This window comes from Pontibacterium sp. (assembly GCF_964228735.1).
Classification (GTDB): domain Bacteria; phylum Pseudomonadota; class Gammaproteobacteria; order Pseudomonadales; family Balneatricaceae; genus Pontibacterium.
Genome location: NZ_CAXRBQ010000090.1, coordinates 1 through 13,130 on the forward strand (window position 1 = coordinate 1; position 13,130 = coordinate 13,130).

General features: G+C 52.5%; 12 protein-coding genes and 1 pseudogene. 3 read left to right on the forward strand and 10 right to left on the reverse strand.

Going from position 1 to position 13,130, the window contains the following annotated elements:
- The first annotated feature begins 257 nt into the window (after positions 1–257).
- The gene (locus ACEQ15_RS10660) at positions 258–1,598 is read left to right on the forward strand and encodes an NAD(P)/FAD-dependent oxidoreductase (protein WP_370279169.1); all 1,341 of its coding nucleotides are present in this window, start codon (positions 258–260) and stop codon (positions 1,596–1,598) included.
- 11 nt (positions 1,599–1,609) lie between these two features.
- A complete protein-coding gene (locus tag ACEQ15_RS10665) occupies positions 1,610–1,975 on the forward strand; it encodes a cupin domain-containing protein (RefSeq protein ID WP_370279170.1) in 366 nt (121 codons plus the stop codon).
- A 773-nt stretch (positions 1,976–2,748) separates the two neighbouring features.
- Here ACEQ15_RS10665 and ACEQ15_RS10670 read toward each other — a convergent pair.
- The 4 genes from ACEQ15_RS10670 to ACEQ15_RS10685 all read right to left on the reverse strand — a co-directional run bounded on the left by ACEQ15_RS10670 (position 2,749) and on the right by ACEQ15_RS10685 (position 7,213).
- Positions 2,749–4,131 (reverse strand): L-serine ammonia-lyase, encoded by a 1,383-nt coding sequence (locus tag ACEQ15_RS10670; protein WP_370279171.1) that lies wholly within the window; start codon positions 4,129–4,131, stop codon positions 2,749–2,751.
- Positions 4,132–4,246: 115 nt separating this feature from the next.
- Entirely contained in the window at positions 4,247–5,500 is a 1,254-nt protein-coding gene (gene glyA, locus ACEQ15_RS10675) for a serine hydroxymethyltransferase (RefSeq protein WP_370279173.1), read from the reverse strand.
- Between the two features lie 15 nt (positions 5,501–5,515).
- Positions 5,516–5,971 (reverse strand): heme-binding protein, encoded by a 456-nt coding sequence (locus ACEQ15_RS10680; protein WP_370279174.1) that lies wholly within the window; start codon positions 5,969–5,971, stop codon positions 5,516–5,518.
- 114 nt (positions 5,972–6,085) lie between these two features.
- Positions 6,086–7,213, reverse strand: coding sequence for an aminotransferase class V-fold PLP-dependent enzyme (locus ACEQ15_RS10685; protein WP_370279175.1), 1,128 nt, complete (start codon positions 7,211–7,213; stop codon positions 6,086–6,088).
- 350 nt (positions 7,214–7,563) lie between these two features.
- On the opposite strand from ACEQ15_RS10685, the gene ACEQ15_RS10690 reads away from it, so the two are divergent.
- Positions 7,564–9,213: an electron transfer flavoprotein-ubiquinone oxidoreductase gene (locus ACEQ15_RS10690; protein WP_370279176.1), complete on the forward strand. Its 1,650-nt coding sequence runs from the start codon at positions 7,564–7,566 to the stop codon at positions 9,211–9,213.
- Positions 9,214–9,267: 54 nt separating this feature from the next.
- On the opposite strand, the gene ACEQ15_RS10695 is transcribed toward ACEQ15_RS10690, so the two are convergent.
- The 6 genes and pseudogenes from ACEQ15_RS10695 to ACEQ15_RS10720 form a co-directional block, all read right to left on the reverse strand.
- Positions 9,268–9,426, reverse strand: coding sequence for a hypothetical protein (locus tag ACEQ15_RS10695; protein WP_370279177.1), 159 nt, complete (start codon positions 9,424–9,426; stop codon positions 9,268–9,270).
- A 328-nt stretch (positions 9,427–9,754) separates the two neighbouring features.
- On the reverse strand, positions 9,755–10,663 hold the full coding sequence (locus ACEQ15_RS10700) for a helix-turn-helix domain-containing protein (RefSeq protein ID WP_370279178.1): 909 nt from the start codon (positions 10,661–10,663) through the stop codon (positions 9,755–9,757).
- The gene (locus tag ACEQ15_RS10705) at positions 10,660–11,166 is read right to left on the reverse strand and encodes an SRPBCC family protein (protein WP_370279179.1); all 507 of its coding nucleotides are present in this window, start codon (positions 11,164–11,166) and stop codon (positions 10,660–10,662) included. Before ACEQ15_RS10705 ends, ACEQ15_RS10700 begins: the two co-directional genes overlap by 4 nt.
- Before the next feature lie 40 nt (positions 11,167–11,206).
- Positions 11,207–12,034 (reverse strand): oxidoreductase, encoded by an 828-nt coding sequence (locus ACEQ15_RS10710; RefSeq protein WP_370279180.1) that lies wholly within the window; start codon positions 12,032–12,034, stop codon positions 11,207–11,209.
- 248 nt (positions 12,035–12,282) lie between these two features.
- Complete coding sequence (locus ACEQ15_RS10715; RefSeq protein WP_370279181.1) at positions 12,283–12,876, reverse strand: isochorismatase family protein; 594 nt, start codon at positions 12,874–12,876, stop codon at positions 12,283–12,285.
- Positions 12,877–12,930: 54 nt separating this feature from the next.
- Positions 12,931–13,130 (reverse strand): annotated as a pseudogene (locus tag ACEQ15_RS10720) (hypothetical protein); the annotation flags it as partial.

The following is a 13,130-nucleotide window of genomic DNA, read 5'->3' on the forward strand; positions in this document are numbered from 1 at the left end:
ACGACTTCGCGACCGAAGTAAAAATAAACATTCAAATGTCTGTTTAAGGTGTTGATACTTAAGGATAAAAGAGTTTTTTGTGCGGTTCTTTGTGGTGAATATAAATGAATAATATGCATTAGCATGAAAAAAAGATTGTAAATTTCATCTCTCTTCACTATCTTTGCCTCCATTAAGACCGGCGATAAACCGGCATAAAAATAAAAAATGGCAGACAGTCGAGCGAAACCATAGCTCGGCAGTGTGAGGAGTAAGTGATGTACGATCCGTTGATCTCAGCCCACCCCGGTGGAATGAGCTACCCCGATTCCTACTGGGTGGATACGGCTGGTGAAGCCCCGGCAGATGATGGCCCGATACAGGCAGATATTGATGTAGGCGTAGCAATAATCGGTGGCGGTTATACCGGTCTTTCATCTGCGTACTACCTGGCAAGCGAGCACAACATTGATACGGTTGTGCTGGAAGCAAACGGCACCGGCTGGGGTTGTAGTGGCCGTAACGGTGGTTTTGCACTGAAAGCGGGTGGTCGTCTTTCCTACCAAAAGATGATCAAACGTTATGGGGAAACCATGGCGCGTCGCATGTTTGACGAGATCTTCGAGGGCCTGGACCGTGTTCGTGGCCTGATCAAAGATGAACAGATCGATTGCGACCAGCAGCCAGACGGTCACCTTTGGGTGGCACATCGTCCGCGTATGATGAAAGCAATCCACTCTGAAGCACGCTTCCTCAAGGACTTGTTCAACTACGACGTTGATATCCTGTGCCGCGAAGAGCTGGAGAAAGATCACTTCAACAGTGATGAAGCTTATGGTGCCATGCGTTTCCGTGACGGCTTCGGCGTGCACCCGCTTAAACTGGCATACGGCTACCACCGACTGGCCCGTGCTGCTGGCGCGCGCGTACACACTAATAGTCCAGTGATCGAATGGCGAAGGGAAGGTAAGCGTCACCTGCTGGTAACGCCGGGTGGTGTTGTACGCGCAAACAAGGTGATCTGCGCCACCAACGGTTATACCTCGCAGCAGCTGCACTCCAAACTGAAGAACCGCAGTTTCCCGGTACTTTCCAACGTTGTGGTTACCCGTCCTCTTACGGATACCGAACTGGCGGCGACCAACTTCGTCAGCAGCGATGTGATCACGGATACCCGAACACTGCGTTTCTACTACCGCAAGCTGCCTGACAACCGCATCCTGATCGGTGGTCGCAGTGCGATTACTGGCGCTGACGCGAGCAACCCAAGACACAACGACAACCTGATTAACGCGCTGAAAACTAAGTTCGGTGCGCTGGGTGATCTTACCTACGACTATCAGTGGGGTGGTTGGGTTTGCGTAACCTTTGACGACGTACCGCATATCCATGAAGCCGAGCAGGACTCCGTGTTCTACGCCATCGGTTACGGCGGCAGCGGTGTGACCTTCTCAGTGCAGGCGGGTATGCGCCTAGCGGAAAAAGTGGCAGGTAAAACCCAGGGCCATGATCTGCCGGTACTGCGCACCGCCGCACCTAAATTCCCTTTCGCGCCGTTTCGTCGAGTTGGCCAACGTGCGCTTTATCACTACTACTTCGCCCGAGACGAAAAAGCTTAAGGAGATCCCACATGAAACCAAGTTACATCGATCAGGTTGTTAGCTTTGACGAAGCCCCCAAACCACTGGGCCCGTTCGTAACGCCACCAGACCGTCTGCTGAAAGGTGATCCATCCCAGGCGATCGTAAACTACGTCGAAGAGCTGGACGGTAAGTTTATTGCGGGCTTGTGGGAGAGCGAACCGGGTAAATGGAAGGCTGTACCAGGCCGTCGAGAGTTCTGCTACATCATCTCTGGCGACGTGATCATCAGCGATGTGAAGGGCGGCCAGAAACGCTACAAGGCAGGTGACTCCTTTATGTTGCCCTATGGTTTTGATGGTTACTGGGAGGTTTTGGAAACCTGTCAGAAGTACTACGTAATTCTGCAGGACTGACCCCCAATCACAGTCCCTTGGCAGGGTGTCGCCCTGGGCTATCGTGCCCGGTTCAGGGCTTTTCTTTCACGCGGATGGCGTGTGTATACTCGACGCAGTTGGGTCAGGGATGATCCGTTTTTTACATTTTGTGTCCTGCCGAAAGGTATTTGATCATTTCCCATTGTTGTCGCCCTTTGAGGGCGAGATAAGGGGAGTCACTGAACTCCCCTTATCAATCCCCGTCAGCCCTACTACTTGCCGGGCATGGCCCGGTTCCCTACGCGTTTCGAAATAAAACGAAGCAAATAAACTCGGCCTTTGGCCTCAGACAGAATTTGCTTTTAACCGTTTTATTCCTGCAATGCTCGGCTGCGTAGAAGGGATTTGAGTCCGTGCCAACTGCAAACCTGGAGCTACATCTATCTCATGTAGGCTTCTACATGAATTTCTCGCTCTTTCAGGAACTATATCTGCGCCGATGCCTGTCTAGCCTCCAATTGTAGGGTAGGCTTCAGCCTACCGGCAGCCTCAAGGCTGCCCTACATATAACTGTGCGTTGATGTCTAAATTCCGACTCAGATCTTGGGAAAGTTAGGTCCCTGTAGCAGCCCGCTTTTATGCCCTTTAGGGTGCTGAGGGCGACATTGGCCGGAGCTTCGAAAGTGTCGCGGTCGGAGCCCGCTGCTACAAATGCGTCGTTACGTTTAACTTTGTTAACGCACAAAAAAGCCCGGTATATACCGGGCAAATTGAGCCTCTTGGGGAGGGGATCAAACTTCACCGAGTGTCCGTCAACACTCGATCACATTAACCGCGAGGCCCCCGCGGGATGTTTCCTTATATTTCTCCGACATGTCATGCCCGGTATCGCGCATGGTGGTAATCGCCTTATCCAGCGACACAAAGTGTGTACCGTCACCGCGGATCGCCATGGTCGCTGCATTAATAGCTTTCATCGCGGCCATCGCGTTACGCTCGATACACGGTACCTGTACCAAACCTCCAATCGGATCGCAGGTCAGCCCCAGGTTGTGCTCGATACCGATCTCGGCGGCGTTCTCCACCTGGGCGGGTGTGCCGCCGGTGGCTTCCGCCAAACCCGCCGCAGCCATCGCACAGGCTGAGCCCACTTCACCCTGGCAGCCGATCTCCGCACCTGAAATAGAGGCGTTGAGTTTGCACAGGATGCCGATAGCGGTTGCCGCAAGCAGGAACTTAATCACGCCTTCCTCATCCGTGTTCGGGCAGAACTTGTCGTAGTAGTGCAGTACCGCCGGGATAATGCCTGCCGCGCCATTGGTGGGCGCAGTAACCATGCGGCCACCGGCAGCGTTTTCTTCGCTCACGGCTAGGGCATACAAGTTGACCCAATCCATCGCACCCAGAGATGGGGTGATCATATCCATGCGGGTACGTTGTTTTAGATCCGTGTGCAGGGTAGGCGCACGGCGTTTTACTTTGAGGCCACCCGGCAGGATGCCTTCTTTGGTAAAACCGTTCTGCACGCACTCCTTCATTACCTGCCAAAGGTGTAGGATGCCTTCGCGTATTTCCTCTTCAGAGCGCCACGCCTTTTCGTTCTCCATCATCAGTTCGCTGATGGAGAGATTATTGGCTTCGCACATTTCCAGCAGCTCTTCGCCGCTGCGAAACGGGTAGGGCAGTTCAGTTTTGTCTTCGGTGATGCGGTCGCTGCCTGCCGCGTCTTCGTCCACCACAAAGCCACCACCTACTGAGTAGTACACGCGGTGGGAGAGGCGATTCCCGTCGGCATCCCAGGCGGTAAAGCTCATGCCGTTCGGGTGGTAGGGCAGGCTTTCTTTGCGGTGGAACACCAAATCGCGATCGACCTGGAAATAGACATCGTATTTGCCCATCAAACGGATACGATGGGTGCGGGTGACTTCCTCTACCCGTGTATCTATGATATCGGGGTTGATCAACCCAGGGGCGTGACCTTCAAGCCCCATAATGACGGCAGAGCCGGTACCGTGACCTTTGCCAGTGGCACCTAACGAGCCATACAGCTGTGACTCAACCCGGGCGATCTTTGAGATCAAGCGGGATTCCTGCAAACCTTCGACGAACAATAATGCGGCCTTCATGGGGCCCACAGTATGAGAGCTGGAGGGGCCAATGCCGACCTTCAGCAGATCAAATAGACTGATAGCCATCGTGAAATTACCTGTTATTGCATCCACGAACGCACAACGCGCCCGTGTTGCGAGATGAGTTTACGAGTGTCTGTTTCCGGGTGCCCGTCGGAAACAGACCTGTGAGGTGGATCGCTTAACGGTAAACCGGGAAGTCAGCGCACAGGGCGGTAACTTGCTGTTTAACGTTTTCGATCACATCCGGGTTATCCATGTCGTCCAGGATGTCGCAGATCCAGTGGGTAAGCTGACGACACTGTTCGATCTTGAAGCCACGGCTGGTTACCGCAGGGGAGCCGATACGCAGGCCACTGGTCACAAATGGAGAGTTCGGGTCGTTTGGTACCGAGTTTTTGTTTACTGTGATGTTGGCACGGCCCAACGCTGCGTCAGCATCTTTACCGGTGATGCCCTGTTTGATCAGACTCAGCAGGAACAGGTGGTCGTCGGTACCGCCGGATACCACTTCGTAACCGCGCTCGATAAATACGTCTGCCATGGTGCGGGCATTTACCAGTACCTGTTTCTGGTAATCGGTAAATTCCGGTTCCAGTGCTTCCTTGAACGCCACTGCTTTCGCCGCGATCACGTGCATCAAAGGACCGCCCTGGCCACCTGGGAATACCGCTGAGTTCAGCTTCTTCTCGATCTCCGGATTGGCTTTGGCCATGATCAGACCACCACGTGGACCACGCAGGGTCTTGTGGGTTGTAGTGGTAACCACGTCGGCAATTGGTACCGGGGATGGGTACAGACCCGCTGCAACCAGACCGGCGACATGCGCCATATCCACGAACAGGTACGCGCCTACTGCATCGGCAATATCACGGAAACGCTGCCAGTCAACGATTCGGGAGTAAGCCGAGAACCCCGCCACGATCATCTTCGGTTTGTGTTCCTGTGCCAGACGTTCCACTTCGTCGTAGTCGATCTCACCGGTTTCGTCGTTCAGACCGTACTGAACCGCGTTGTAGATCTTACCGGAGAAGCTCACTTTGGAACCGTGGGTCAGGTGACCACCGTGGGCCAGGCTCATACCTAGAACGGTATCACCCGGTTCGCACAGCGCCATGTACACGGCTGCGTTTGCCTGAGAGCCGGAGTGAGGCTGCACGTTGCAGTAATCCGCGCCGAACAGTTCAGCGGCACGGTCGATCGCCAGTTGCTCAACGGTATCAACGTGCTCGCAGCCTCCGTAGTATCGTTTGGCTGGATAGCCTTCCGCGTATTTGTTGGTCAGTACAGAGCCCTGCGCTTTCATCACACGTGGGCTGGTGTAGTTTTCAGAAGCGATCAGTTCGATATGCTCTTCCTGTCGAGCGCTTTCCAGCTGCATCGCTTCCCACAGGGCGTCATCGTAACCCTGGATATCATCATTCTTATTAAACATTAAGATCTCCTCTAATCAGTTACACGCGTGAATCGGTTGGCTTTCTGACGCGATCAGTTCCTGGAAGGCGTCAACGCCTGCCTGAGAAACCATTTCGTCCTGATCCGGGGTGCCGGAGCTGCAACCGATACCGCCGACGATCTGTTCCTCCGCGAACAGGGGCAGGCCACCGGCAACGATAGAGAAACGTCCCTGGTTGCTGGTGTTGATACCAAATGCTGGTTTACCCGGAGTGCTGATTTCGCCATAGGCGCGAGTGGATTTGCGTGCGGCAGATGCGGTAAAGGATTTGCCGATACTGATGTCGATGCTGGTAATACGTGCGTTGTCCATGCGGTGGAACATCAGCAAATTACCGCTATCGTCGGTAATGGCGATGTCCATATCCACATTGATTTCTTCGGCCTTAGAAACACAGGCCTGCATGATCACTTTTGCATCGTCGAGCGTGAGTTTTGGTGCCATTTTCATCGTTTTTCACCATTTATTTTTATTTGAAAACGTGAACCCAGCGTGTGCGCGACCATCCCGCTGCACACACCGGGTGAATATGACGTAGCTCTTAAAAAAGAAGAGGGATCGGGTTTAAAGAATGCGATCCAGAGTCTGGGTAAAGGTGTTCACGGCGGTATCGACGTCATACAGCTTATCGAGACCAAACAATCCGATACGGAAGGTTTTGAAGTCTGCCGGTTCATCACACTGAAGCGGAACACCCGCCGCAATCTGCATACCTTCAGCCGCAAACTTCTGACCGTTATGAATCGCAGAATCCTGGGTGTAGCTCACCACAACGCCCGGTGCTTCGAAGCCCGGTGCCGCTACACTCTGGATGCCGCGTTCTGCCAGTGCAGCACGAACTTTCTGTCCCAGCTCAGCCTGTGCAGCTTTCAGTTTGTCGAAACCATACTCCTCGGTTTCACGCATCACATCGGCGAAACGGGCGAGGGAATCGGTTGGCATGGTGGCGTGGTAAGCGTGCGCCCCTTTTTCATAGGTCTCCATGATCTGCAGCCATTTCTTCAGGTCGCAGGCAAAGCTGCTGCTCTCGGTGGATTCGATCGCTTCACGCGCTTCCATGTTCATCATCACCAGTGCACAGCATGGAGAACCACTCCAGCCTTTCTGAGGGGCACTGATAAGTACATCAACACCACAAGCTTCCATGTTGACCCACATTGCACCGGAGGCGATGCAGTCCAGAACAAACAGACCACCCACCGCGTGCACGGCATCGGCAACAGCACAGATGTACTCATCGGGCAGGATCATGCCAGAGGAGGTTTCAACATGAGGGGCGAACACAACCTCAGGCTTTTCACGCAGGATAGTCGCAACCACTTCACCAATTGGTGCAGGGGCAAACGCGGCAGTGCTCTCCTCGGAAACCTGACGTGCCTTCATCACGGTGCACTCAGCAGGGATCGAACCCATCTCGAGAATCTGCGTCCAGCGGAAGCTAAACCAACCGTTGCGAATAACCAGGCATTTCTTGTCCGTAGCGAACTGACGTGCAACCGCTTCCATACCGAATGTTCCGCTGCCTGGAACGACAACCGCCGAATGCGCGCTGTAAACACTTTTCAGTGTGCGGGAGATGTCGTTCATCACACCCTGGAAGGATTTGGACATATGGTTAAGGGAGCGGTCGGTGTACACCACCGAGTATTCGAGCAAACCGGACGGATCGACGCTTGTGTTGAGGGTGTTCATTTTTATTCACCATGAAAATAATATTTATTTTTTCATTTATCCTGCACCAATAATTTTTTCATAGCAATAGCTTTTGTCTGATTTTTGATCATTTATTTGTATTGTAAAAAATACTGTAAAAACAAAGGTATAGATGTGTTTTTGGTGCATGCATTATCTCTGCTTATGCGTGTAATCGATATAGTGATTGATTTAGTTAGAAGGAAATAAAGTTTCACATAATGTATAGTGGTGTGAAAATTGACTTTATAGTTTCATATAATTATAAAGTGGCTAATTTGATCGATATTGCTGTGCGAGCCGCGAGCAACAGATCCATATATGAATAATCAAAATAAGAGGTGAGGAATATGGAACGCGAAGCGATGGAGTTTGATGTCGTCATTGTGGGGGCAGGGCCTTCTGGTCTGGCAACCGCATGCCGACTAATGCAAAAAGCTCAGGAGGCTGAGCAGGAACTGGCCGTATGCGTTGTAGAGAAAGGCTCCGAAGTGGGCGCGCATATATTGTCAGGCGCCGTCGTGGAGCCGCGTGCATTGGATGAGCTGTTCCCTGATTGGAAGGAACGCGGTGCACCTCTTAATACAGCTGTGACCGAAGACCAGATCTTCCTGCTGAAAGATGAAGAGAAGGCGCAGAAATTGCCGAACGGTCTTGTGCCAAAAACAATGCATAACCACGGTAACTATATCGCCAGTGTAGGCAACCTGTGCCGCTGGTTGGCGGAGCAGGCGGAAGCACTGGGTGTTGAGGTCTTCCCAGGCTTTACCGCATCCGAAGTATTGTACAACGATGACGGCAGCGTGCGCGGTGTTGCAACCGGTGATATGGGTATCGGTATGGATGGCGCGCCAAAAGACAGCTACATGCCGGGTATGGAGCTGCTGGCAAAATACACCGTCTTCTCGGAAGGCTGCCGTGGTCATCTGGGCAAACAGCTGAACACCCAATTTGATCTCAGCTCCGAAGCGGACGCACAGCACTATGGCTTAGGTATCAAGGAGTTATGGGATATTGATCCAGCGTTACATCAGCCTGGTTTGGTGCTTCACGGTACCGGTTGGCCGCTCAGTGGCAACACCAGTGGTGGTTTCTTCCTTTACCACACCGACAACAATCAGGTGGTTGTTGGACTGATCGTCGACCTGAATTACGACAACCCATACGTGAGCCCATTTGATGAGTTTCAGCGCATGAAACACCACCCAGTGCTGCGTCAGTATTTGGAAGGCGGCAACCGTGTTTCTTATGGTGCACGAGCGATTACCAAAGGTGGTTTGAATGCGTTGCCGAAGATGACCTTCCCAGGAGGTCTGCTGGTGGGCTGTGATGCGGGCACGCTCAACTTCTCCAAGATCAAAGGCACACATACCGCGATGAAGTCCGGCATGCTGGCTGCAGAAAGCATCTTCGATGCATTGAGCACCGGTTGTGAGGGCGGTAAAGAGCTGGTGGATTATACCGATCGTTTCAAAGAGTCCTGGTTGTACGATGAGCTTTACCGCAGCCGTAACTTTGGTCCGGCTTTGCATAAGTTCGGTTCAATCAGTGGTGGTGCGTTCAACTTTGTCGACCAGAACCTGTTCGGCGGCAAACTGCCGTTCACACTGCACGATAACCACGAAGACTTTGCGCAGCTGAAGCCTGCAGATCAGTTCACACCAATTGATTACGATAAGCCGGACGGCAAGATTAGCTTTGATAAGCTGTCTTCAGTGTTCCTGTCGAATACCAACCATGAAGAAGATCAGCCGTGCCATCTGCAGCTTGCTAATGTGGATCTGCCACTGTCGAAAAACCTGCCGGTATATGCAGAACCAGCGCAGCGTTTCTGTCCGGCAGGCGTATATGAGGTGGTTGAGGATGAGGGCGGCCCACGCTTCCAGATCAACGCGCAAAACTGCCTGCACTGTAAAACCTGTGATATCAAAGACCCGTCGCAGAACATCACTTGGGTGACGCCTGAAGGGGCGGGCGGGCCTAACTACCCGAACATGTAAGGCTGTCGGCCAGGTTGGGTCACATCACTTGTGGCCCAACCCATTTCCCTTTAGTTATCCGCCGGACCTATCTTTCCCTGACAATCCCCAGGCGATGCCGCCGGCCAGTATCAGTACGATGCCGCCCCAGGTCCAATCCATGCCTGCGCCCAACAAGCCTGCAAGCTCCAGGCACATACCGATAACCATAAGAATAATGCTGAAAGCAACCATGTTACCTCCTGCGTTCGTTAGGATGCTAAGTGGGTTGAAACGGCGTGAATACAACTGGCTGTGAAGCTATCAATATCAGGCCCACTGGGATCCGGAATTGGTATCGCTTCAAAAATTGAAACGGTATCTGTGTATCAGCATAGACACAGCGTAAAACAGGTTCCAATTGGGCCAGACATTATGGTGTGGGCGCTTGCGGGGAAAGCGATCATCTTGAAGATCTGGTGCCAATTCTTTCCTTACTGCAGCTTTGCACGTTTCAGTGGTTGCCCCAGTTGTATCACTTGTGAGCCGGATAAAGAGGACGCATTTTCCTGCGGTCGCGACTTTAATGGACCTTGCGATATTCCGCCGGACTCATCCCTGTGTGGGTTTTGAAAAGCTTGCTGAAGTGTTGCGGGTATTCAAAACCGAGCCCGTAAGCGATCTGGCTGATCTGCTCATTACTGGCCAATAACTGGGTTTTGGCGCGATCAATGATGGTGTCCTGGATGTGCTGCTGTGCCGTGCGACCGGTTTCCTTTTTCAGCAGATCGCTTAAGTAGGGCGGAGACATGTTCAGCTTCTCACCGCAGTACTTTACGCTGGGCAGGCCGGATTCCAATGTTTGTTCCGAATCAAAATACTCACGCAATAGGTTTTCGAAACGGGTCACAATGTCCTGGTTGAGGTTGGTGCGTACGTAGAATTGGCGGTCGTAATAGCGCGTGCAGTAATCCAGCAGCAATTCGATATTTGAGATGATCAGCTTCTGCGTGTGGCGATCGATATTTTGGTTGTACTCGCTTTCGATCTTCCTAACCAATTCCGTAATGCTGGCTTTCTCGTCGTCCGAGAGATGAAGCGCTTCGTGGGTCTCGTAGGAGAAAAATGAGTACTGCTCTATGTTTTTGCCCAGCTCAGACCTGCGGATCAGATCTGGATGGAACATCAGGGTCCAGCCACCTTTTGATGGCATCTGTTCTGCAACTTTGAAAGAGAGCGCCTGTCCGGGTTTGGTGAACACCATCGTGCCTTCTTCAAAATCATAGGTATTACGGCCGTAGGTCATCTCTGCACAAATGCCCGACTTAAGGCTGACCTGGTAGAAACCCAACACGTAGGTGACATCACCGTAGTCGAATGCCGCGATGCGCTCATCGATGGGGATAACGGATACGAGCGGGTGCCTTGGTTTTTCGAGGCCCAGTGCCTCATGAACCTGGCTGATGGTGTCGATACGTACAATATTGCTCATTGCGGATAAACCTCGATGACTCTGTCCTTCAGCGCTTGGTTTAGTCTGTGATAGGCGGCTTCTACCGGAGCCGGGTCCCAGACGTGCACCCCAATTCCCCGATACTCTTCGTGAATGATCACCTTGGTGCCGTTATGTGTCGGCTCAAGCTGATAGCGGTGATCAAATGTGAGAATACCCTGCATGCCTCCACGTTGATTCAACAGCGTCTCCTCGCTTACTTGTACAACCTTAGACGTTATTTTATAGGCCTTATCTGAATCCTGATGGAATTCGTACAGGACTTCTCCTCCTTCACGAAGTTCGCCTTCGAGCGGGACAAGCACGGAATTCCATTTTTTATACCGCTCGGTGTCGATCAATACGGCCCAAACCAGTTTGAGCGATGCGGGAACCACAACCTCTGAGTGCACGGATTTGCTCCCGGTGATGTACAGCAGGGCAATTGTGGTTAGCAGTATCGCGCTAATACCAAGCACCCATTTTGACAAGAGAACGGACATTATTGTGCTCCGCTAGTTAAAGGTTCCTCGACATGGGGGCTTACTTGATCATCGAAAGGATCATGCGGTCGAACATTCTGTCGCTCAGCCACTTGCGGAAGAAGAGGACCTGTTTCGCCATTTTGCCGGCGACGTAACGCGTTTTAGGCTTTTTGCTGTTTATGGCACGGACGATGGTGTTGGCGATGACCTCTGGTTTGCTGGAAGGGGACCCGTCATGCGCGTTACGGGCTGCGGCAATAATGGAATGCGCCATCCCCTCATACGGGCTTCCTTTGGAGCGGTCGAGCATGGGCTGGTTCATCACGTCACCAAACTCGGTCTCAATCGCACCCGGTTCGACGATGGATACCTTGATCCCAAAGTCTTTAGTCTCTACCCGCAAGCAATCACTCCAGCCTTCCAACGCGTGTTTGGTGCCGTGGTACCAGGATCCGAGCGGTGCGTACATCTTGCCGCCAATGGATGTGACGTTGATGATGTGACCGGAACCTTGCTGACGCATATGAGGCAGCACTTTTTGCGTCAGGAAGGCAGCACCGAAGAAATTAACATCGAACTGTCGTCTGGCATCTTCCTGAGATACATCTTCTACTGAGCCATACACCGAATAGCCAGCGTTGTTGATCAGCACGTCGATACGCCCTTGCTCGGACAGAATCCGATTAACGCCCGTGGTGATCTGTTCCTCATCGGTTACGTCCATCTCGATGATGTGACCGCCCAGCTCAGCGATGTCTGCCATTTTGTTGATGCGGCGGGCTGCGCCGTAAACGATATGACCTTCACCAATAAGTTTCTTCGCAGTGGCTTTGCCCATACCGGCAGAGGCACCGGTGATAAGGATGACTTTGGCTTGTTTTCTCATGGTATCTACCCGATCGTTGAAGTTGATGGGCTAAGAATACGCGGGGCACGGAAAAATCACGTATATGGATTCCGGAAGGACTAATACATTTTCCGGTTTCTGGGATTATTGCCCGATAACGGGCATGGTTGGTGGGCAAAGGCCCCCTACGGCGGGGGGGCAACTTTGCTTCATACGCGCTGTGTTCTTCGCCGTATACGCGGATATTCGAAGAGCTCAATTGAGGGGAGGACGCTCTGCGATATCGTTTAGTGCTGTTTGGAGAGAATCTCCTCAAACAGTACCTGTATCAGCTTGCCGCCGTTTTCCGTGCTCCAGTCCTGCGCCAGTTCGGCAATCAGCTGATTGGTAGAAGTGAGCGTAACGCCATTGCTTTCCATACGGCGCAGGGCGGTTTGGTCTGCTAGCTGAGTCGGTGAACCGGAGCCATCAACGACAACCTGTACGTTATAGCCCTCAGATACTGCGGTGATCGCTGGATATACGACACACACATCGGTGGTGATACCGGCGATGATCAGGTTCTTGCGACCGGTTTCTTTCACCGCATTGGCAAAACCTTCATCCTTCATAGAGTCAACGACACCGCCGCGCAGAATTCGATTGGCATAGGCTTCAGGTACCGCCTGCTGCAGCTCTTCAAACAGTGGCCCTTGGGCCTGATCTTCCATGCTTGAGGTCAAAATCAGTGGCATACCCACGGCATCGGCAGCACGTGCCAGGGCGATGGTGTTCATTTTGATCTCTTCCAGGCTAGCGGAACCGACCCAGCCCATGGTGCCAACCTGGTGGTCGATCAATAGCATTGCGGAATTTTCAGGAGTAAACAGTGGTGCTTTCATAACAAACCTCGTCGGTTGAATAAGGAACCAAGCTGATATCTGTTGTGCTTGGTATCAGTGGGTGGTGGAGCGTGAACGAAGCGTTTCGCTCAAGCGTACTATGTTGTGGGTGCCGATTTTCAGGCGTTCAGGACTTGAATGTATGGACGGTCCAGAGCTGATAATTGGCTGATCGAGTGGCTGTCCCAGCGCAACCATGATTACGGCGCCTGACTCACCAGCTGTCAGGGACAGGTCTGCATCTGATCGATCCA